A 22,374-nucleotide genomic window follows, 5' to 3' on the forward strand; every position below is an offset into this window, starting at 1 on the left:
ATTAAGAGTTGTTAAAATTGCCTAGTTCTGATCGTACCAATGCAATGTAGTTTTTCATAGCCTCCTTTTTAGAAAGGTTTTTTGCTTGAAATAGCGCATTTGCTTTAAAGGCATTAATTAAAGGGGTGCTACTTCCTGGATTGTCAAAATTTTCATTGGCAATCTTATAATAAGCGTATAGCTTTAATAGAAAATCTGCGGGTAAAGGGTCTGTATAATCATTTACAAACTTTACAGCGATTATGAACTCTGAGTGAAGTTTATCTGTCTTCATCTTTTATTGGTAAGCTAGCTATACAGGTTTTTGCACCAATAACTTTCTGATTAAGTTTTACATTAATGGTTGCATCTAAAGGTAAGAATAAATCTACTCTAGAACCAAATTTAATAAATCCAGCATCTTCTCCTTGATGTGCACTATCACCAACATTGGCATAGTTAACAATACGTTTTGCTAATGCTCCAGCGATTTGACGGTATAAGATTTCGCCGAATTTCGGCGTTTTAATTACGATTGTGGTTCTTTCATTCTCTTCGCTTGCCTTCGGGTGCCAAGCTACTAAAAACTTACCTGGGTGGTATTTAGAAAAAGTAATAGCACCACTTGCAGGATATCTTGTAACGTGTACATTTATAGGCGACATGAAGATAGAAACTTGAAGACGTTTTTCTTTAAAGTATTCTTTTTCTTCTACCTCTTCAATAACTACAACCTTGCCGTCTACAGGAGCAAGTATTTCATCAAAACTTTTAGTAACGTTTCTTTTTGGGTTTCTAAAAAACTGTAGAATGATAATTAAAAAGACTACTGCAGTACATTGAATAAGCAATTTCAACCAATTTAAATCAATATAATAATGAGCAGCTAATACAGTAATAGCTACTAAAAAAAACGAGATTAAAATTATTTTTTGCCCTTCTTTATGAAACATGGTTGAAAATATTTATGGTTAAATATGCAAAAGGTGCTGCAAAAATTAAACTGTCTAAACGGTCTAGCATACCTCCGTGGCCTGGTAAAATAGCACCGCTGTCTTTTACGCCAGCAGCTCTTTTAAATTTTGATTCTATTAAATCTCCTAAACTTCCGGTAACAACAATTACAATGGCTAAAATAAACCACTGCATAAGGCTTATGTTGGTTTCGTATTTAGACATGAAATAAGCGGCGACCAATGCAAAGACTAAACCACCGATAGTACCTTCCCAAGTTTTTTTAGGGGATACACTAGGGAAAAGTTTATGCTTACCAATCGTCTTTCCAACTAAGTATGCAAACGAATCATTTACCCATATTAGTATAAAAATACCCATGATTAAAAATTCAGCAAAGTTATTTTGCTGGTAAGGAATCATGGTTAGAAATATACAACCTCCACCGATATAGAATAATCCAATTAAAAACTTATGTAAGCTTTTGAACTTTTTTTCTTTGGGTGAAAATAGATAAAATAGAAGTGCGATGTTGATAGTAATTGTCAGAAACATTAAAACATTTATGATTGATGTTCCATAGGCGTAATCATTGATGAGGTAGATAAATGCCCACCAAAGTGTTAAATAGGCCGCAAAAATATGATAGCCCGGCAGTTTGGTCATTCTTTTAAATTCATACAAACATGCTAAGCCAAAAGCCATGAACAAAAAGTCAAAAGCATCTGAGCTTAAGAATATTGCAGAGAGCAATATTACCACGTATACGATTCCCGTAAGTAATCTTCTGAAAATTTCTCCCATATTATAAGTCTTCCAGAAGGATAAGATACAAATTTTTAGAGCTACTCCCGTAGGTAAGAAAATCTTTTTTGTCCTCTGATATGGCTTGAAAGTGTTTAATAGTAGTAATGTTTGTAGGTATACTATTTAAGTGGCGTTTCTTAATTTTTTTTAATCCTTCTCCTATAGAATTCACCAATTGACTAGTGGTAGCAAATACAATAAAGTTTTCTGGTAATTCATTGAGTTTTCTATCCCTTAATTGATTAGAACAAATAAGAATAGAGCCATTCTGTGCTACCAAGTGCTCACAAGTGGTGAAGAATATTTTACTTTTATTAGGATTGTCGGTAAAGGTAATAGCTTCGTGTTTAAACTTATCCTCAAGTCTTTGATCCATTGAAAAAAAGGCGGTATCATTCCAGCTATTTTCTAAACGGATATTTTTTAATGCATCACTTACATCTTGATGGCCGTCACAATAAATAAATTTTCCACCATTTTTTTTGAAGTAAATAGTGAATTTTTCATCGATAGGAATATCAAGGTCAGGCATATGCATGCCTCTAGTTTCTTCTTTTTCAGTAGAAACCTTCTTTTTGCCACCTCCAAATAGTTTCTCAAATAAACCCATTCTTATCTTTAAAACTTCTACTACTTATTGAATATAAATAACCAGAAGTTTACAAAGATAAACTTCTGGTTGAGATAATACTATTATATGTTGGTGTCTCCTTCTTTTGAAGCTTCTTCCTCTCTTGCAGCTGCTTCTTCAGCAACATCTTTTTCGAAAGGTCTTTTACCAAATATTTTTTCTAGATCGTCTTTGAAGATAACTTCCTTCTCTAGCAAACGTTGCGCTAATTCGGTAAGTTTATCTTTATTCTTATCTAAAAGCTCAACAGCTCTTTGGTATTGCTCTTCTATTAAAATAGAGATTTCTCTATCAATAGTTTGTGCAGTTTCTTCACTATATGGTTTTGAGAAGCCATAAGAATCTTGTCCTGAAGAATCATAATAAGTTAAGTTACCAATTTTGTCATTAAGACCATAAATAGTAACCATAGCTCTTGCTTGTTTAGTTACTTTTTCTAAATCACTTAATGCACCCGTAGATATCTTATCAAAAATTACTTTTTCTGCAGCTCTACCTCCTAAGGTAGCACACATTTCGTCTTTCATTTGATCTGGACGAACAATAAGACGTTCTTCTGGTAAATACCAAGCGGCACCTAATGATTGACCTCTTGGAACTATGGTTACCTTCACTAATGGCGCAGCATGCTCTAACATCCAACTAACTGTTGCATGACCCGCTTCATGGTAAGCAATAGTTTCTTTTTCACCAGGAGTAATAATTTTATTTTTCTTTTCTAAACCACCAATGATACGATCAACAGCATCTAAGAAATCTTGTTTAGTTACTGCTTTCTTCTCTTTACGCGCTGCTATAAGTGCCGCTTCATTACAAACATTAGCAATATCTGCCCCAGAGAAACCAGGTGTTTGTTTTGCTAAAAATTCTAAATCTAAAGCTTCTGCAGTCTTGATAGGCTTCAGGTGAACTTCAAAAATCTCTTTACGTTCTCTAATGTCTGGTAGATCAACATAAATTTGTCTATCAAAACGACCCGCTCTCATTAAGGCTTTGTCTAGAACATCTGCTCTGTTGGTTGCCGCCAATACAATCACGTTTGTATTGGTGCCAAAACCATCCATTTCAGTTAGTAATTGGTTTAACGTATTTTCACGTTCATCATTAGAACCTGTCATGTTATTTTTACCTCTTGCTCTACCAATAGCATCAATTTCATCAATGAAAATGATTGCAGGAGATTTATCTTTAGCTTGCTTGAACAAGTCACGTACTCTTGAGGCTCCAACACCTACGAACATCTCAACGAAATCTGATCCAGAAAGAGAGAAGAACGGTACTTTAGCTTCCCCAGCAACTGCTTTTGCTAATAATGTTTTACCAGTACCTGGAGGGCCTACTAATAAGGCTCCTTTAGGTATCTTACCACCTAATGAAGTATACTTGTCAGGATTTCTTAAGAAGTCTACAATTTCTTCTACTTCTTCCTTAGCGCCTTCTAATCCGGCAACATCTTTAAAAGAAGTTCTTGTGTCTGTTTTTTCGTCGAATAATTTAGCCTTAGATTTTCCAATATTGAAAATTTGACCACCAGCGCCACCGCCACCGCCGCCAGACATTCTACGCATAAGATAAATCCAAATACCAATGATAAGTATAAATGGTAATACGCTTAAAAGAATATCAAGAACAACGTTGTTTTCTGTAGTATAATCTATTACAGTGTCTAGGTTGTATTCAACTTTAGTGTTTTTTATGTCGTTCTCAAAGTTTTGAGGATCTCCATAATCCAATACATACTGAGGAGATTCTCCGCCAGATAATCCGAAAGGTTTCTTTGCAACTTCCTTATGCACATCTTTTTCTAAAGCTTCTTGTGTTAAGAATACTTTAGCTTGTCTTGTGTTGGTTACAATTAATATTTTGGCAACATCGCCATTTCTTAAATATTCTTGTAATTCAGAAGTTGTTGTTTTTTTCTGACTAGATAAACTAGCGCTGTTAAAAAACTGGAATCCTATTAATAATACTGCTATTATTCCGTAAATCCACCACGAACTAAACTTTGGTTTTTTCGGACTTGTATTGTTGTCTTTTGCCATTTTTGTTTTTTCTTATTTAAAACTATTTTCAATCATGGTTACTTTTGCGTCTCCCCAAAGTCCTTCAATATCATAATACTCTCGTACTTGTTTTTGAAAAACGTGTACAACTACATTAACATAGTCCATTAAAATCCATTCAGAGTTATCTGAACCTTCTACGTGCCAAGGTTTGTCTTTTAATTTTTTGCTAACTGTTTTCTGGATAGAGCCTACTATTGCATTTACATGCGTGTTTGAAGTACCGTTACAGATTATGAAATAGTCGCAAACCGTATTTTCAATTTCTCTTAGGTCAAGTAAACTTATGTTATTTCCTTTAACTTCTTCTATTCCCTCAAGAATAAAACTGATGAGCTCATCTACGCTTGTTTGCTTTTTCTGCATTAAAAAAATTTAATTTTCGCAAAGTTATTATTTTTTTGTTTTCTTAGCTATTGTTTTTAGTAATAAGATTTAACTTTTATATAATAGTTAACAAATGCAAATAATCAAACTTGATGCCATAGACTCTACAAATGTATACCTGAAGGATTTGGTCTTTAATACTCAGGCATCAGATTATACTATTGTAGTAGCAGAGAAACAGACGAGGGGAAGAGGACAAATGGGGACTACATGGCTTGCTGATGAAGGTAAGAACCTAACCTTCAGTATCTTGAAAAAATGCACGGATTTAAGTGTTCAAAAGCAATTTGATTTAAATATTTGTGTTTCTGTAGCTATTTATCGCAGCTTAAATGACTTAAAAATACCTGACTTAAAGATTAAGTGGCCAAACGACATTTTGTCAGGAAATCATAAAATCTGTGGTGTTTTAATTGAAAATATACTTTCAGGAGCAAAAATTCAGGCGTCTATAATTGGAATAGGCTTAAATGTGAACCAATTATCATTTAATAACTTGCCAAATGTATCTTCCTTAAAATTAATAACGGGTATTCAATATGATTTGGAGGAGCTACTAAAGAAAATAGCCAAAAACCTTGAAGAAGTTTTTGACTATTATTTTACGATACATAAGCAAGATTTAAAAATTGAATATTTAGAGCAACTATTTAGAAAAGATAAAGCTTCTACATTTTCAAAGGATGCTAATGGTACCATGTTTACAGGAATCATTAGAAATGTCACCAGTGAAGGTAAATTAGTAGTAGAAGAGGAAGATGAAATCTTTAATGAGTACGCTCTAAAAGAACTAAAATTACGGTATTAAATCTTCTGTAAATTATCTGATAAAGTGCCTATGAAATTAGTAATAGGATTTTTTATCATCATGGCCATCATGGCGTTGAATTCTCCTTCAAAACTTAGTACCACTTCTGTTTCTTTTGCACCTAATTCTATAATATTAGCAGTTAACGTAAACGGTAGTTTTTCACTAGCGGCACCTAAAACTACCTTGCTAGTGGGTACTGTTTCTTTACGTTGAAGAACAATTTCTGGCATTCCTTTCAATGCAAATAAGAATCGCTCTTCGTTTATGAGCTCAAATTTACTAATGTTGTCGGGCATTAATTGTTCAAAGTTTTTGATATCGATTAAGAAATCATAAACTTCTTGACTGCTTTTTTGTATTGTCTTCTTAGGAGTTTCTATATGCATAATATTATTGTTGCCATTCAGATGGATTTTTCTTCCATTCTATTAATGTGTTATATTGATCTTCTTTTATGTAATTGGTTTCTGTAGCTTGTTCTATTAAGTGATCATAGTCACTTAAAGTATGAAGCTCTAAGTTGTGTTTTTCAAAATTAGAAGTGGCTACGTCAAAGCCATATGTGAATATAGCTAGCATACCTTTTATTTTGGCACCAGAATCTTCCAATGCTTTTACGGCATTTAAACTACTTTTACCGGTGCTAATTAAATCTTCAATAACTACAACCGTTTGGTTTTCTTCTAAAGCACCTTCTATCTGGTTTTGTCTTCCGTGAGATTTTGCCTCAGGACGCACATAGATAAACGGAAGCCCTAAATAGTCTGCAACAAGCATGCCTATTCCTATTGCTCCAGTAGCTACACCAGCAATTACATCTGGCTTGCCGTATAAGTGTTCTACTTGTTTGGCAATTTCTTCCCGCACGTAGTTACGTATTTGTGGATAGGACAAGATTATTCTATTGTCACAATAGATTGGAGATTTCCATCCTGAAGCCCATGAAAAAGGATTTTCAGGATTCAACTTAATTGCATTAATTTGCAACAAAAGCTCTGCTGTCTTTTTTGCTGTATCTTTATTTAAAACCATAATGCAAATGTATAAAGTTTTTGTTAATGAGTCTCAGTTGATTTTAACAAATAAACTGTCTGATATTGCTAATAATAAATATTTTTTATTGAATCAGAAGTCAATAAATGAAGCAATAGAATTACTATCTAAAGATAAACGAAGCATTGCGTATATCTATCACCCTAATGTGGAGGAAATTTTAAATAAATTCACCAAGAAAATTCCATTGGTGGTGGCTGCTGGAGGCGTAGTTACAAACAAAGAAGGAAAAGTGTTATTTATTTATAGGAATGACAAGTGGGATTTACCGAAAGGGAAACTAGATAAAGGAGAAACATTAGAAGAGTGTGCGTTAAGAGAGGTAGAGGAAGAGACCGGAGTACAGGGCTTAAAAATTGAAAATATTTTAAAGACCACCTATCATGTTTTTAAAAGAAATGGGAAATACAAGCTTAAAGAAGTGCATTGGTTTGCAATGAAAACTTCATATAAAGGCGAGCTTGTTGGGCAATTAGATGAAGGTATTGAAAAGGTAAAATGGAAAGGGCCAAAGAAAATAGCTAAGGCCCTTGAAAATTCATATACCAATATTAAAATACTTTTTGAGGATTAAATCTTATTCAGAAACTACTTCAAAATCATTTAATACGCGATACACCGGATATTGATTGTGTGCTTTTTCATAATATTCTGATCGCTGATAAATATATTCTAATTGTGCGTACCAATCTTTTGCAAACGCTTCATCGGTAGCTTTTTTTAGTCGAAAAGCTTCATCTAATAAGCTGTTTGTTTGAAGTAATTCTGCAGCTACATCTTCAAAAACATAAGGAGAGAAACCTTCTTTCTGTTGTAAAATCGGATCAAAAAAGTTCCAATTAAAGAATGAGTCTGTTGCGCTAGGCTCCAATGTTTCTAAGATATAGCGTATACCTTTTTGTTTTATCGGGATAAATACGTCTCCTTGTTGAAACTGAACCTTTTGTTTACTCTTTACTATTTTTGTATCATAGTGTGGGTAGTGACCTTCGTAGCTATTCGTATACGTTTTGTACGTGTCTATCTTGTAAGATTCTACTTCTACTAAGGTATCTTTCTTAATTCGAGTAAACGCAATTTCATTCTTTGTTAAAAGGCTTATGATCTTAAAATTACTTTTCTTAAGTATGTAAGCATTGGGTATTTTGATACTTTCAGTGCCTTTGTAATAATTATAATAGGTAGTAGGCTTTGTAAAGGGCTTGCTGCTATTGTATTTTAGCCTAGGAAAACCGGTTACTTCGCTAATAATGGTATCCGCTTCATATCCTTGAAAGTTTAGTGTGGTTGTTTGGGTAGAGTCTATTTCCCATTTTAATGGGTAGTACTCTAAATTTAAAACCGCTTCATTGTAATTTTTACGTAATTCTTTTATTTTTTGGCCGTCATTTTCAGAGATCTCGATCATCTTCTTCATAAGCTCGTAAGTGCCTTCTACTCTTTTTTTATAGGGCTTAAGCATATGAGTTTCTACCATTAGCCCTAAAGTGTTCCAGAGAGAAGTATATCCTGTAGAATATCTTGGGTGGTCTATAAATTGAGAAAATCCATTTTCAGGAACAGCATTATGTACATTTACATATGGAGTAATGTCCCAGTTATCTTTTGCCAAACTAGCTTCTAATTTAGGCATAAGATTTTGGTTTAGATAGTCGCCCAACTCCAAACCTAATTTGTTGTGTTGCGTGAATAAATGGGTAAGGGTGTACTGGTAATCTGCACCGTTACTTACGTGATTATCTATAAAAATATCAGGCTTCACTAAGTGGTAGATAGTGGCAAAGGTTTCTGCATTTTTAGTGTCAGACTTTATAAAATCTCTATTTAGGTCATAATTTCGTGCATTACCTCTAAAGCCATATTGCTTAGGGCCGTTTTGGTTTGCTCTAGTAGATGAGTTTCTATGTAAGGCTCCGCCGATATTATACACAGGTATTGTGGCAATCACGGTGTTTTCTGGCGGCGTAATATTTTCTGTTGCTAAATCTCTAAATAAAAGCATCGTAGCATCTATTCCATCGCTTTCACCCGGATGAATGCCGTTATTTATTAATAAAATAGTTTTAGATTCTTTTATTTTTTTAAAATTAAAATCGGCATCTAAGTTATAGGTTACTAAATGTAATGGTAAGCCGCTATCTGTTTCTCCAATGGTCTGGATATTAACTTCAGGAAATTCTTTGGCTAATTTTATATAAAAGTCAACAGTTTCTTGATAGGTAGCTGTTTCTGTTCCATTAGAAAGTTCAAAATGTGTTTTGTAATCTGATGTTTTGTCTTCTTTCTCTGATTCGCAAGAAATAAAGACGGTTAAAAGAAGTAGGGGAAGTAGAAATTTCATTAGCTATTAAAGGGTTGTTGCTCTAGAGTACCGCAAAAAATTAAGAGCTATCTATGTATTTGTTTAACAGGATAGTACTTAACAGTGTGTCAGTAATTCTTTTGCTATTTTACGCTTCAAAAATAATGAAAATAAAGTGTCTTTGTTAGGCTATATCCGTGATTTTCTCAATTTCAACTTTATTTAACGGTTTTGTATTATACGTGATATTATGATGGGTTCTGCACTTGTAAAAATTGGACTTATCACGGTCTTCTTTATTTATGGATGATGTAACAATATTTACGGTAATAGCATCTGCAATAGGTAATTTTAAAAACTCTTCTAGAAATTCCCACCCGTCCATTATGGGCATGTTTAAATCTAGAAATATCAAATCAGGAAGTTTTGTTTTGTTAGCAACAATTTCTGAAAGATATTCTATGGCTAGTTTTCCGTTTGAAAAAGCATCAATGTTATTGCATTCAATAGTGCTTGTAAGCAACTTTTTTATGCCAAAAACAGTGATAGCATCATCGTCTATTATACAAATATGATCAATCATTTTCATTAAAATATATTTTAAATGTAGTGCCTTGTCCTACTTTGCTTGCTATCACAAATTTTCCATTCATAGCTTCAATTTGATTTCGAGCGATGTAAAGGCTAACCCCTCTAGATTTTTCTAGTTGATGGAAGGTTTTGTACATACCAAAAATCTTGTCTTTGTTCTTTTCTAAATCAATTCCTATGCCATTATCTTTAATTACTAAAATAGTATAGCCTTTTATTTTGTCTGCACTTAGCTCTATCTTGTTTCCATTTTTGTTTTGACCAAATTTAATAGCGTTAGAAAGGATGCTGATAAGAATGTTGTTTACATAAGTAGGCACCCCTTTTATGTAAACATCATTTGAGATATTGTTGATAATATGGGCTCCTTTATTTTTGATTAAGGAATGGAGATTCTTTTTTACGAAATCTATTTTTGTGTTGGCATGTATGTTTTTCTTTTCTTGTAATGGGTTAGAATTAATTTCTAAAACCTCATTTAAGTTGTCTATGGTTTCTAATAAGTTATCTGATGCGCCAATAAGCATGGAAAGGAGTTTTTCTCTTTCTTGCTCCTCTTTCTCTTTAATCAAAAAGCCTAAGAGCATGGAGAAATTTGCGGTATGAGAGCGTAAATTATGCGAGACAATATGAGCAAAATTCAGTAATTTTTTATTCTGAAGTGCAGATACATTGATAAGTCGCGTTAATTGTTCTTCTTTTTGTTTTATTTGAGTAATATCTAGGCTAAACCCTATAAGGCCTACCACATCATTATCTTCGTTGAATAATGGAATCTTAGACGTTAGGAAATTTGTTTGCTTTCCGTCTTTTCTTATGTTGATGGTTTCAACTCCTAACATTGGCTCTAAGGTGCTCAAAATTTTTAGATCTTCATCTCTTGACACTTGCGCAACGTCATGATCGTATAAATCAAAATCACTTTTCCCAATCAATTCTTCACTTGTTAAGTTCAGGTAATCGCACTCAGATTGGTTGACTAATATTTTTTTAGACTCTAAATCTTTTACAAAAACATTCAGGGGTAAGTGGTCTATTAATGTTCTTAATAGGTTTTCACTTTCTTTGGTTTTTTGTTGTGCTTTTACGTCTTCTGTGATATCTTGAAACGTTCCTATTATTCCTACAAATTTTTCGTCTTCGAAGAGCGGTTTCCCGGTAGCGATAACCCAGATTTCCTTACCTTTTCCGGTGATTATTTGAAACTTATCGCTCCAATGTAGCCCATCTTTTAAGCTTTGGTCTAAATATTTGGAGATCTGTTCTTGGTTTTTTCCTGGTTTGTAAAAGCTTAGAGCACTGTCTATATTAGGTTGATAGTCGCTAGGAACCTCATGAATAATCTTAGTCATATCAGACCATTTTAATTCATCATTAATAGCATCGTATTCCCAGCTGCCAATTTTTGCGATTTGGGATTTAACGGTAATTAAGATTTCTAATTTTTCTAGCTTTTGTTTGAGTAGAAAATGCTTCGTAACATCTTCTATTTGAATGATGGCACCAACAATATTTTCCGCTTCGTCATACCAAGGTAAAATAGTCCATTCTAGCCAGTATTTACAGGTGCTACTATCAAAATATTTATCTGTCTTAGGAGTGTTTTTATACCCTAAGAAAGCATAATCTATATCTTGTTTCCATTTTGTGGTTAGGGAGGGGAAAATACCAAGTATGCTATTCTTTTCTATAGCTTGTAAGGATAAATTAAAATCGCGTAACCAACTGTCAGAAATGTGGGCAACAGATAGATTCAGATTAACATAAGCGGTTGCTTTTGGTAACTGTTTTATAAGATAATTGTCGTTATTTTTAATTTTTTGCCTCAAGACTAGTAATAAATTTCCTACTAAAGTAATGAGTAATTTTATAACTGACGGTGCATTTGTTGTGAATTCTTGAAAAACCGTGGTGATAAATAGGATATTTGTTACTGTGGCTTCTTCAAAGGTGTCGGAAATAAGATATAGACTGTGTTTGTTTCAAGTTTCAACGGCGTATCAAATTCTATTTTGTAGGATTTTATTTCACACGAACAGAATCCGGCACTAAGCCCGTATAGTCGCCTCCGTTTTTGATAACATCTCTAACAATAGAGGAGCTGATGTATGATTTTCCCGAAGAGGTTAGAAGAAAAACGGTTTCAATTTCAGATAATTTTCGATTGGTGTGTGCTATAGCTTTTTCAAACTCGAAATCTCCAGGGTTGCGCAATCCTCTTAAAATAAAATTAGCGTTTATTTTTTTGCAAAAATCTACCGTAAGACCCTCATAGGTAAGCACTTTTATTTTTGGCTCATGAGCAAAAGCATCTTTAATAAATTGCTTGCGGTCTTCTAATGAGAACATGTATTTCTTATCAGAATTTACACCAATGGCAATAACAAGTTCGTCAAAAAGGGTAATGCCTCTCTGAATAATATCATAGTGACCTAAAGTTAGTGGATCAAATGAACCAGGGAATATTGCACGTCTCATAGTTATATTTTAAGCTTCTAAAGGTACTTAATTTGCTTTTAAGGCTTCGGTTATTGCATTTTCAAAAAGCTCAGGTAATGATATGCCTGCAACTTTGGCTTGTTGTGGTAAAATACTTTCTTCGGTTAATCCGGGAGTCGTATTCATTTCTAGCATAAAAGGCTCATCGCCAATAAAAATAAATTCACTTCTAGAGAAGCCCTTCATTTTTAAAACATCATATGCCTTCTTTGCAATATCACTTACTGTTTGCATTTGTTTTTCCGTAATTCTTGCAGGCGTTATTTCTTGAGATTTTCCAGCGTATTTAGCTTCGTAATCAAAAAAATCATTCTCAGAAACAATTTCGGTTATAGGAAATACTTTTGTTTCCCCATGGTATTTTAGTACACCCACAGAAACTTCAGTGCCATCTAAAAATCCTTCAATGATGATCTCATCGTCTTCTTTGTAGGCATTAGCAATAGCGGCTTGTAGCTCTTCTATTTTATACACTTTCATTATTCCAAAACTACTTCCTGCTTTATTTGCTTTTACAAAACAGGGTAAGCCTACCTTAGTAACTATGGCTTCTTCGTCAATAAGGTCGCCAAGGTTAAGATAGTAAGATGGGGCAGACTTAATACCGTATGGTTTTAGTACACTCAATAAGTCTCGTTTATTAAAAGTTAAGGCAGATTGGTAAGCATCACAAGAGGTTTGTGGAATGTTTAATAACTCAAAATAAGATTGCATTAAGCCATCTTCACCAGGAGAACCATGAATGGCATTAAATACGCAGTCAAAAGTTATTTTTTGATGGTTTATTTCGATTGAAAAATCGTGTTTATTTACAGGAAATTCTTCGTTGTTTTCGTTTACGTAAACCCATTTTTCTTTAAAAATATGAATGCTAAACAGGTTAAATTTTTCCTTGTCAGTATACTTATAAACAACGCTTCCGCTTTTTAACGAAATTTGATATTCGCTAGAGTAGCCGCCCATGATAATGGCAATATTTTTCTTCATTACTCAATCTTAATATTAGAAATAAACAAACTGCAATTGTAAGTCAAAGAAAAGAAAAAACACCATGTTTTAGTTCATTACGTATATTTTTTTTCTGGTGAACTATAAATATAACGTGATTTTACGAAACGGCTGTTCGTTTCTTAGGGTCCATTTCTTATATTTGCTGCCACAATACATAATAAGATGAGAAATTTTTTAAACTTTCTGAAAAGTAAAGTTTTTTTAATACAATTAGGATTGGCACTTTTAGTTATAGTCCTTTTTATATTTGGAATGCTACAATGGTTAAAAAGTTCTACCAATCACGGAGAATTTGTAGAGGTACCAGATTTGGCAAAATTGTCTGTAACGCAAATGCGTAAAGTGGTAGAAGATGCAGATTTACGTTTTGAGGTATTAGATTCTGCGAATTACAATCCAGATTATCCTAGATTTTCTGTTATTGAGCAAAATCCTCCTGCGGGAAATAAAGTAAAGCAGAGTAGAAAAATTTATGTAACGGTAAATCCTTCTGGATACAAGAAGGTTAGTGTGCCAAGTATCATCCAGGTTACCTTGCGTAATGCTACGGCAAAACTTAGAGCTGTAGGGTTAGATGTGCAAAGGGTAACTTACATTGATGAGTTTGGAAAAGATATGGTGTACCGTATCAAGTACAAAGGAAAATATATAGAGGAAGGATACAAACTTCCTAAAACTTCAAAAATAGAACTGGTTTGTGGTAATGGTAATGAAAGCCAAAGCAATCAAATAAAATCAGATTCAGAATAATATATGATGGAACCAGAAGAGCGCTCGGAGTTAGAAAAAGATGAACTTTTTGAGCACCATAAGGTAATTGCATCCAAGGGGCAAGAGCCGCTGCGTGTAGATAAATTTTTAATGAACTTCATAGAAAATGCGGTTCGAAATAAAATTCAGCAAGCAGCAAGAAATGGACATATTTGGGTTAATGATATTCAAGTAAAACAAAATTATCGTGTAAAAGCAGGGGATGAAGTTAGAGTTCTTTTTGAGCATCCTCCGCATGAATTTTTATTAGTGCCAGAAGATATTCCTATAAATATTGTTTATGAGGATGATGTATTGATGGTGGTAAATAAAGAACCTGGAATGGTAGTGCATCCTGGTCACGGTAATTACTCTGGGACCCTTATTAATGCGTTATTGCATCATACAAAAGATCTTGCCGTAAATAGTAATGAACGTCCAGGATTAGTGCATAGAATAGATAAAGATACTTCCGGACTTTTAGTGATTGCTAAGACAGATGAAGCGATGACTTTCTTATCAAAACAGTTTTTTGATAAAACAAGTGAGCGTGAGTATGTGGCGTTAGTTTGGGGTAATATTGAAGAAGATGAAGGAACTATAGAAGGGCATGTAGGAAGGCATCCGCAGAACCGCTTACAAATGGCTGTTTTTCCTGACGGAGAACAAGGTAAAGACGCAGTTACTCATTTTAAGGTCATAGAACGCCTAGGATATTTAACCTTAATTTCTTGCAAATTAGAGACAGGTAGAACACACCAAATACGGGTACACTTAAAGCATATAGGTCATACTTTATTCAATGATGCACGTTACGGCGGTGAGAAAATATTAAAAGGAACAACATTTACAAAATATAAGCAGTTTGTAGATAATGCCTTTAAAATATTACCACGGCAGGCTTTGCATGCAAAAACCTTAGGTTTTGTACACCCTGTTACCAAAGAATTTATGCGATTTGATTCTGAAATACCAGCCGATATGGCTAATTGCATAGAGAAATGGAGAGCTTATGCCAAGCATAGCGCAGAGAATCCTCAAGGATAGATTTTTGTAATACAGCTATTGAAAACCTATCTCGAAAGATGAAATTTATACTAGATATCTTCTTTAATTTTGCGAAGAAGATATCGTATAACTAGTGAACTACTAAAAAGCATCAGATGAAAATAGTAATCTCTCCTGCAAAATCTTTAGATTTTGAAACAGAATTACCTACGGCAGCATATACTAGCCCTGTATTTCTAGAGCAATCAAAAAAACTAAATTCAGTTTTAAAAAAGAAGAAACCCAAAGATTTATCAGACTTAATGCATATTTCAGATAAATTGGCACAATTGAATTGGGACCGAAATCAGAATTTTTCATTGCCTTTTACTCCAGAAAATGCACGCCCTGCAGTATTTGCTTTTAGTGGTGATGTATACCAAGGATTGGATGCGTATAGTTTAAAAGAAACTAAAATAGCCGAGTTGCAAAACCAGCTTCGTATTTTATCTGGTTTGTATGGTGTTTTAAAACCCCTAGATTTAATGCAAGCATACCGATTAGAAATGGGAACCAGCATGAAAGTTGGGAGTGCCAAAAACTTGTATGAGTTTTGGAAGAAAGACATCACAGCATCTTTAAATTCCGAATTGGAAGAAGGGGAGTTGTTTGTAAACTTAGCGAGCAACGAATATTTCAGTGCCGTAGATGAGAAGAATTTAAAGGTGCCTGTAATTGCACCAATATTTAAAGACTGGAAAAACGATAAATTAAAAATAATAAGCTTCTATGCTAAAAAAGCAAGAGGTGTTATGGTGCGGTATATCGTAGATGAGAAAGTTAATTCTCTTGAAGACTTAAGAGGCTTTAATTTAGATGGATATCTGTTTAGTAAAGAGCATACTTTAAAAGAAAATCAGCCTGTATTTATTCGCTAATTATCAAGGTCTGAGTTTAAAATAAAGAAAAAGTAACTACGGCTGTAGTTACTTTTTCTTTTTTATGGCAATTTTTTCTTCAACGGTTGGTCTTCTTTTAATTTTTTTAGGTCTTCTGGCGCCAAAAGAATTGTTAGCGATCTTTCCTTTTCTAGATTTTTTATCTCCTTTTCCCATGTTTTTCTTTTTCTTAAAATTACAACTTTCAATAGTACTATAAAAATGCAAGGTACGCTTCTCTTTGGTAGAGTTTTGTAAGTAATTATTTAAAATTTGTTTCAAAAGTTAATTTACCTAATAGATTTCGTTTTCCTTGCTTAAATTGCTGACAAATTGCAATAAAAAGGGTTAATTAAATGCATTAGATTAATTGTGATGCGTATTCAAAAAATGTAACTTTACGATGTTTGTACATCGTAAAGATTAACAACATTTTTATAAAAAAAAACTAACCACAGAGAATTACATGGAAATCAAAAAGGTTTTAGTAGCAAATAGGGGAGAAATAGCAATTCGTATTTTTAGAGCTTGTGTAGAGATAGGCATAAAAACAGTTGGGATTTACACCTATGAAGATCGGTACTCTTTACACAGATATAAGGCAGATGAATGCTATCAAATTGGAGAAGAGAACGAACCTTTAAAACCTTACTTAGATATAGAAGCCATAATAAAAGTGGCAAAAGATAATGATATTGATGCCATACACCCTGGGTATGGATTCTTATCTGAAAATGCAAAATTTGCGCAAGCTTGTGAGGATAATGGAATTATTTTCATAGGTCCTAAAGTGTCTGTTTTAAAAGCGCTAGGAGATAAAATTACAGCGAAGGAAGTAGCTGTAGCTAATCATATTCCGGTCATACAAAGTAGTACTGAAGATTTAGTTGAAGTGTCTGTTGCTTTGTCTGAGGCAGAGCGTATTGGGTATCCAGTGATGCTAAAAGCTGCTTCTGGTGGTGGTGGCCGCGGAATGCGAGTTATCCGGACAGAAGAAGAACTAAGAAAAGGTTTCCCTGAGGCTCGAAGAGAATCTTTAAATGCTTTTGGTGATGATACCGTTTTCTTAGAGAAGTTTGTAGAAAATCCAAAGCATATAGAAATACAAATTGTTGCCGATTTACATGGGAATATAGTGCATTTATATGAACGTGATTGCTCTGTACAACGTCGCTACCAAAAAGTAATTGAGTTTGCACCTTCTTTTGGGTTGCCTCAAGAAACGCTAAATAGCTTGTACATCCACGCTATTAATATTTGTAAGGCGGTAAACTATAATAACATTGGTACCGTTGAGTTTTTGGTAGACGATGATGGAAGCATTTATTTTATTGAAGTAAACCCAAGAGTTCAAGTAGAGCATACGGTAACAGAAATGATTACTAATATTGATTTGATTAAAACACAAATCTTTATTGCTGGCGGTTATAAATTATCAGATCAACAAATAAAAATAGAAAGTCAGGAATCTGTAAAAGTAACGGGATATGCGTTGCAATGTAGAATCACGACAGAAGATCCTGCGAACGATTTTAAACCAGATTACGGGGTCGTAACTACCTACCGTAGTGCTTCTGGTTTGGGAATTCGGTTAGATGCAGGTAGTGTATATCAAGGGGTGGTTATTTCTCCATTTTTTGATTCTATGTTGGTTAAAGTATCGGCCATTAGTAGAACACTTGATGGTTCTTGTAGAAAAATGCGTAGAGCCTTGGCAGAATTCCGTATTCGTGGTGTGAAAACCAATATGGCTTTCTTGGACAATATTTTAAAACATCAAACTTTTAGAGATGGTGATGTTACGGTAAATTTTATAAAAAATGAACCTAAGCTTTTTGAATTTGTGGAACCTCGTGATCGGGCAAATAAATTAGTGCACTTTTTGGGTGATGTTATCGTTAATGGAAATCCTGATGTAAAAAAGAAAGATCCTAAGCATGTATTTTCAAAACCTATAGTTCCTGCCTTTCCTAAATTTGATCCGTATCCAAAAGGAACTAAAGATCTACTTACGGAGCTGGGACCTGAGAAATTCTCTGAGTGGTTAAAGAATGAAAAGAAAGTTCATTTTACCGATACCACCATGCGTGATGCCCACCAAAGTTTGTTGGCAACCCGTATGCGTACGATAGATATGATGAAAGTTGCAGAAGGGTATGCTAAAAATAACCCTGAGATTTTCAGTATGGAAGTTTGGGGTGGTGCTACTTTTGATGTGTGCTTACGCTTTTTGCAAGAAAACCCATGGGAGCGTTTGGCTAGCTTGCGTAAAGCAATGCCAAATATATTATTGCAAATGCTAATAAGAGGATCAAACGGTGTTGGGTATACCGCATATCCAGACAATTTAATAGAAAAATTTGTTGAACAATCATGGGAAACAGGTGTAGATGTTTTTAGAATATTTGATTCTCTAAACTGGATGAAATCTATTGCGCCTTGTATAGAGCATGTGCGAACAAAAACGGGTGGTTTAGCAGAAGGGTCTATTTGTTATACGGGCGATATTTTAGATGCCTCTAAAACCAAATATGATCTGAAGTATTATGTTCAGTTAGCTAAAGATATTGAAAATGCTGGTGCTCATATATTGGGAGTGAAAGATATGGCCGGTTTGTTAAAACCGTATGCCGCTTATGAATTAATTTCCGCATTAAAATCAGAAATTAATATACCAATTCATTTACATACACACGATACGTCTTCTACGCAAGCTGCTATGTATTTAAAAGCAATAGAAGCAGGTGTAGATGTGGTCGATGTAGCTCTAGGAGGTTTGTCTGGATTAACTTCACAGCCCAATTTTAATTCGGTAGTAGAGATGCTTCGTTTTACAGAAAGAGCGAATAATATGAATACGGCAAAATTAGCAGCGTATTCTAATTACTGGGAAACGGTTCGTAATTATTATTATACGTTTGAATCTGGATTAAAATCTGGAACAGGAGAGGTGTATAACCATGAAATTCCTGGGGGGCAATACTCTAACTTAAAAGGGCAAGCTATTGCTTTAGGTTTGGAAGATAAATTCCCAGAGATTACTAAAATGTACGGAGAAGTTAATCAACTTTTTGGCGATGTTATAAAAGTGACGCCGAGCTCTAAAGTGGTGGGCGATATGGCGCAATATATGATTAGTAATAGTCTAACGGTTGATGATGTATTGACGAAAGGAGAGGATATTTCATTTCCAGAATCTGTAAAAAGTTTCTTTAGAGGAGACTTAGGGCAACCTGTTGGAGGCTTCCCAGAAGCATTACAGAAAATTATCCTAAAAGATGAAATTCCATATACCGAAAGACCTAATGCGCATTTAGAACCTATAGATTTTGATAAAGAGTTTAAATCTTTTAAACGAAAGTTTAAAAAAGGAATGGGTAGAGATCTTGAGATCACAGATTTCTTATCTTATAAATTGTATCCAAAGGTATTTACAGATGCCTACAATAACCATGTAAAATATGGTAATGTAATGAATATACCTACCAAAAATTTCTTCTACGGTATGGAAATAGGAGAAGAGATTATGGTAGAGTTAGATCGTGGTAAGAATGTCCTTATCTCATTAATGTTAAAAGGAGAGCCAGACGAATCTGGGAATGTAAGTATCTATTTTAAAGTAAATGGGCAGTTGCGTAATGTAGTCATTAAAGATACCGCTGTAAAAGTTACTAAAATAGAAAATACTAAGGCAGATGGGGCTAATGACAAGCAAATTGGTGCACCTTTGCAAGGTTTATTATCTACTGTTTTGGTAAAGAAAGGACAAGAAATAAAGCGAAACCAACCTTTGTTTGTCATCGAAGCCATGAAAATGGAAACGACCGTTACTGCAACAGAGGAAGGCGTGGTAGAAAGCGTTCATTTATCAGGAGGTTCATTGGTTAATTCTGATGATTTGGTAGTAACGTTAAAATAAAAAATTAAGTAAAAAGTATACTTCCCTTTAGCTACTTTAGCTAAGGGGAATTTTTGAGTCTGACGCTTAGGTATACCATCAGATTTCAACTATAGAATAAAAAGAATTTTACGTTTAGTTAGCTATAAAATATGAAACAAGTACAGCGGTTAGAAGAATTTAAGAAGTCGGTAAACAATAAGTTTAATGTTTACAACAGTTTGTTTTTAAACTTACCATACCGAAATATAGAAAATGTGGGTATGGTTATTCCGTTGATGTTAGACCAATGTCAAAAGGGATTAAAATCGGGACAAAATCCTAAAGAAATTTTAGAAGCTTTCTTTGAGAATTTTATGGCCATAGATTCAGAGAAAGAGCGTATTGATTTTATGTTTCGCATTATTCAGTATGTAGAACGCCAAGTAGTTTTATATGATAGTGTAGAAGATGCTGCATTTCCAAAAATATATAAGCATAGCAATAATTTAGCGATTAAAGATTATTTTGAACTTGTAGACAAGAATAAAAGCTGGGATAAAATATCAGACCATCTGTCTAATTTTAGTGCACGTTTAGTATTAACCGCACACCCAACACAGTTCTATACTCCTGCGGTTTTAGATATTATTGCAGAATTAAGAACTCTTATTTTAGGAGATAAAATAGATGATATAGATGTTACCTTACAGCAGTTAGGGCTTACGTCTTTAATTAACTCTAAGAAGCCAACACCTTTAGATGAAGCCAAAAATATTATTTACATTTTACGTAATGTATATTATGATGCTGTAGGGGAGCTTTACGCTTATTTAAAAAGTAATATTAATAACGCTGAGTTTGAAAATTACAATATCATGAAACTAGGGTTCTGGCCTGGGGGCGATCGTGATGGTAATCCATTTGTTACAGCAGATATTACTAATGATGTGGCAGATGAATTGCGCATAACCTTGATGAAATGTTATTATAATGATCTGAAGAAACTACAGCAGAAACTTACGTTTAGCGGACTCCAGGAAGATATAAACAAGCTTAGAGCTAATTTGTATACGGCAATGTTTAACCCAGAAAAGCAGGTTGGATATCAGGATATTATAGGGCCATTAACGCAGATAAGAGCGGTGTTAGTAGAAAGATATCATTCTTTATATTTAGAAGAATTAGATTATTTCATTGATAAAGTAAAAATCTTTAAAACGCATTTTGCTACGCTTGATATTCGTCAAGATCATAGCATGCATGTTAAAGTAATTACAGAAATCTTAACTAGAAATGGTTTAATTAAAGAGAGTTTAGATGAGCTTTCAGAAAAAGAATTAATTGATATTCTATTGAATGAAAAGCTTAGTTTAAAGGTCTTCGATTACAATGAGGAAATTACTCAAGAAACAATTAAGAATATTTTACAACTAAAATCTATTCAAGAAAAGAATGGAGAAGAAGGGTGTAACCGATATATTATAAGTAATTCTGAAGATATATTTTCTGTGTTATTTGTATTTGCATTGTTTAGATGGTGTGGTTGGAATGCGAAAGAAATATCTTTTGATATTGTTCCACTTTTTGAAACCATGAAAGGTATGGAAGATTCTGAAGCTATCATGCAACAGTTATTTGATATGCCGGACTATATGGCACACGTAAGACAACGTTCAGAAAAACAAACGATGATGTTAGGTTTTTCTGATGGTACTAAAGATGGGGGCTATTTAAAAGCCAACTGGTCTATCTTAAAGACTAAAGAAAGTTTGTCTGGTGTTTGTGCTAAGAATAATATCAAAGCAATTTTCTTTGACGGTCGTGGTGGCCCCCCAGCGCGTGGAGGAGGAAAAACACATCGTTTTTACGCAGCGCAGACGAAAGACATTGCGAATAATGAAATACAATTAACTATTCAAGGACAAACTATTACCAGTACCTATGGTACTAAAGAGCAGTTTGTTTATAATTGCGAGCAGCTTTTAACAGCAGGTTTGTCTAATAGTTTTTATGGTGATGAAAACGTCATTACTGAAAATCAAAGAACGTTAATAGAGCAACTCTCTGAATTGAGTTTTGAGAAGTATGATGCGCTTAAACATCATGATAAATTTATGCCGTACTTAGAGAATATGAGTACGCTTAAATATTATACTAAAGCTAATATTGGTAGTAGACCAGGGAAACGTGGTAATAAAGCAAAATTAGAGCTTTCGGATCTTAGAGCCATTTCTTTTGTAGGTTCATGGAGTCAGTTAAAGCAAAACGTTCCAGGATATTTTGGTTTAGGTACTGCTATTAAAACCATGAAAGACAAAGGCAAAATGGAGGAGGTGAAAAACTTGTATGAAAAAGTACCTGTTTTTAGAGCTTTAATGTCTAATAGTATGATGGCTTTATCCAAATGTTATTTTGAATTAACAGCCTACATGAGAGATGATGAAGAGTATGGCGATTTCTGGATAATTTTGAAAAATGAGTATGACTTATCCAAAGAAATGCTTTTAGAAATTTCGGGAATGGAAATTCTTATGGAGCAAGAAGCACTTTCAAGAGAGTCTATTAAAATACGTGAGAATATCGTATTACCATTATTGGTTATTCAGCAGTATGCTTTACAGAAAATTGGAGAAGATTCTCCAATGAAAGAATTGTATGAAAAGATAGTAACGCGTTCGCTTTATGGTAATATTAATGCGAGTCGTAATTCAGCATAAAAATCACAAATTAT

21 protein-coding genes are annotated in these 22,374 nt (G+C 33.9%); 7 read left to right on the forward strand and 14 right to left on the reverse strand.

Annotation, left to right across the window (positions count from 1 at the left end; genetic code table 11):
* Position 1 precedes the first annotated feature (1 nt).
* The 6 genes from M666_RS08930 to rsfS all read right to left on the reverse strand — a co-directional run bounded on the left by M666_RS08930 (position 2) and on the right by rsfS (position 4,800).
* Entirely contained in the window at positions 2 to 274 is a 273-nt protein-coding gene (locus M666_RS08930) for an acyl-CoA-binding protein (RefSeq protein ID WP_029446986.1), read from the reverse strand.
* Positions 261 to 932: a phosphatidylserine decarboxylase family protein gene (locus M666_RS08935; protein WP_029446985.1), complete on the reverse strand. Its 672-nt coding sequence runs from the start codon at positions 930 to 932 to the stop codon at positions 261 to 263. Before M666_RS08935 ends, M666_RS08930 begins: the two co-directional genes overlap by 14 nt.
* On the reverse strand, positions 922 to 1,737 hold the full coding sequence (locus M666_RS08940; protein ID WP_029446984.1) for a phosphatidate cytidylyltransferase: 816 nt from the start codon (positions 1,735 to 1,737) through the stop codon (positions 922 to 924). Before M666_RS08940 ends, M666_RS08935 begins: the two co-directional genes overlap by 11 nt.
* 1 nt (position 1,738) lies before the next feature.
* On the reverse strand, positions 1,739 to 2,350 hold the full coding sequence (locus M666_RS08945) for an LUD domain-containing protein (RefSeq protein ID WP_029446983.1): 612 nt from the start codon (positions 2,348 to 2,350) through the stop codon (positions 1,739 to 1,741).
* Positions 2,351 to 2,433: 83 nt separating this feature from the next.
* Positions 2,434 to 4,413 (reverse strand): ATP-dependent zinc metalloprotease FtsH, encoded by a 1,980-nt coding sequence (gene ftsH / locus M666_RS08950; RefSeq protein WP_024481604.1) that lies wholly within the window; start codon positions 4,411 to 4,413, stop codon positions 2,434 to 2,436.
* 12 nt (positions 4,414 to 4,425) lie between these two features.
* Complete coding sequence (rsfS, locus tag M666_RS08955) at positions 4,426 to 4,800, reverse strand: ribosome silencing factor (RefSeq protein WP_024481603.1); 375 nt, start codon at positions 4,798 to 4,800, stop codon at positions 4,426 to 4,428.
* A gap of 94 nt (positions 4,801 to 4,894) precedes the next feature.
* On the opposite strand from rsfS, the gene M666_RS08960 reads away from it, so the two are divergent.
* On the forward strand, positions 4,895 to 5,629 hold the full coding sequence (locus tag M666_RS08960; protein ID WP_029446982.1) for a biotin--[acetyl-CoA-carboxylase] ligase: 735 nt from the start codon (positions 4,895 to 4,897) through the stop codon (positions 5,627 to 5,629).
* On the opposite strand, the gene M666_RS08965 is transcribed toward M666_RS08960, so the two are convergent.
* Complete coding sequence (locus tag M666_RS08965) at positions 5,626 to 6,018, reverse strand: hypothetical protein (protein ID WP_024481601.1); 393 nt, start codon at positions 6,016 to 6,018, stop codon at positions 5,626 to 5,628. The genes M666_RS08960 and M666_RS08965 overlap by 4 nt on opposite strands.
* 4 nt (positions 6,019 to 6,022) lie before the next feature.
* Positions 6,023 to 6,664 carry an orotate phosphoribosyltransferase gene (gene pyrE, locus M666_RS08970; RefSeq protein WP_024481600.1) on the reverse strand — a complete coding sequence of 214 codons (642 nt, stop codon included), beginning with the start codon at positions 6,662 to 6,664 and terminating at the stop codon, positions 6,023 to 6,025.
* A gap of 7 nt (positions 6,665 to 6,671) precedes the next feature.
* On the opposite strand from pyrE, the gene M666_RS08975 reads away from it, so the two are divergent.
* Positions 6,672 to 7,259 carry an NUDIX hydrolase gene (locus M666_RS08975; protein WP_029446981.1) on the forward strand — a complete coding sequence of 196 codons (588 nt, stop codon included), beginning with the start codon at positions 6,672 to 6,674 and terminating at the stop codon, positions 7,257 to 7,259.
* Positions 7,260 to 7,262: 3 nt separating this feature from the next.
* Here M666_RS08975 and M666_RS08980 read toward each other — a convergent pair whose 3' ends face one another.
* From M666_RS08980 to M666_RS09000, 5 genes are all read right to left on the reverse strand, one after another.
* Positions 7,263 to 9,026: a M14 family metallopeptidase gene (locus tag M666_RS08980; RefSeq protein ID WP_029446980.1), complete on the reverse strand. Its 1,764-nt coding sequence runs from the start codon at positions 9,024 to 9,026 to the stop codon at positions 7,263 to 7,265.
* Positions 9,027 to 9,171: 145 nt separating this feature from the next.
* The gene (locus tag M666_RS08985) at positions 9,172 to 9,576 is read right to left on the reverse strand and encodes a response regulator (RefSeq protein ID WP_024481597.1); all 405 of its coding nucleotides are present in this window, start codon (positions 9,574 to 9,576) and stop codon (positions 9,172 to 9,174) included.
* Positions 9,563 to 11,407 carry a PAS domain-containing sensor histidine kinase gene (locus M666_RS08990; protein WP_029446979.1) on the reverse strand — a complete coding sequence of 615 codons (1,845 nt, stop codon included), beginning with the start codon at positions 11,405 to 11,407 and terminating at the stop codon, positions 9,563 to 9,565. Before M666_RS08990 ends, M666_RS08985 begins: the two co-directional genes overlap by 14 nt.
* A 193-nt stretch (positions 11,408 to 11,600) precedes the next feature.
* On the reverse strand, positions 11,601 to 12,056 hold the full coding sequence (gene coaD, locus M666_RS08995) for a pantetheine-phosphate adenylyltransferase (protein ID WP_024481595.1): 456 nt from the start codon (positions 12,054 to 12,056) through the stop codon (positions 11,601 to 11,603).
* 27 nt (positions 12,057 to 12,083) lie between these two features.
* Positions 12,084 to 13,064: a D-alanine--D-alanine ligase gene (locus tag M666_RS09000; protein WP_029446978.1), complete on the reverse strand. Its 981-nt coding sequence runs from the start codon at positions 13,062 to 13,064 to the stop codon at positions 12,084 to 12,086.
* A gap of 186 nt (positions 13,065 to 13,250) precedes the next feature.
* On the opposite strand from M666_RS09000, the gene M666_RS09005 reads away from it, so the two are divergent.
* The 3 genes from M666_RS09005 to yaaA all read left to right on the forward strand — a co-directional run bounded on the left by M666_RS09005 (position 13,251) and on the right by yaaA (position 15,763).
* Positions 13,251 to 13,838 (forward strand): PASTA domain-containing protein, encoded by a 588-nt coding sequence (locus tag M666_RS09005; protein ID WP_024481593.1) that lies wholly within the window; start codon positions 13,251 to 13,253, stop codon positions 13,836 to 13,838.
* 3 nt (positions 13,839 to 13,841) lie between these two features.
* Positions 13,842 to 14,885, forward strand: coding sequence for an RluA family pseudouridine synthase (locus M666_RS09010; protein WP_151198041.1), 1,044 nt, complete (start codon positions 13,842 to 13,844; stop codon positions 14,883 to 14,885).
* Positions 14,886 to 15,001: 116 nt separating this feature from the next.
* Positions 15,002 to 15,763, forward strand: coding sequence for a peroxide stress protein YaaA (gene yaaA / locus M666_RS09015; protein WP_029446976.1), 762 nt, complete (start codon positions 15,002 to 15,004; stop codon positions 15,761 to 15,763).
* Positions 15,764 to 15,811: 48 nt separating this feature from the next.
* Here the strand turns inward: yaaA and M666_RS20230 are convergent, their stop codons facing one another.
* Positions 15,812 to 15,940 carry a 30S ribosomal protein THX gene (locus M666_RS20230; protein WP_074539262.1) on the reverse strand — a complete coding sequence of 43 codons (129 nt, stop codon included), beginning with the start codon at positions 15,938 to 15,940 and terminating at the stop codon, positions 15,812 to 15,814.
* 289 nt (positions 15,941 to 16,229) lie between these two features.
* On the opposite strand from M666_RS20230, the gene M666_RS09025 reads away from it, so the two are divergent.
* Complete coding sequence (locus M666_RS09025) at positions 16,230 to 19,682, forward strand: pyruvate carboxylase (RefSeq protein ID WP_029446975.1); 3,453 nt, start codon at positions 16,230 to 16,232, stop codon at positions 19,680 to 19,682.
* 131 nt (positions 19,683 to 19,813) lie between these two features.
* The gene (locus tag M666_RS09030) at positions 19,814 to 22,360 is read left to right on the forward strand and encodes a phosphoenolpyruvate carboxylase (RefSeq protein ID WP_029446974.1); all 2,547 of its coding nucleotides are present in this window, start codon (positions 19,814 to 19,816) and stop codon (positions 22,358 to 22,360) included.
* Positions 22,361 to 22,374 lie beyond the last annotated feature (14 nt).

The organism is Cellulophaga baltica 18 (assembly GCF_000468615.2).
GTDB classification, from domain to species: domain Bacteria; phylum Bacteroidota; class Bacteroidia; order Flavobacteriales; family Flavobacteriaceae; genus Cellulophaga; species Cellulophaga baltica.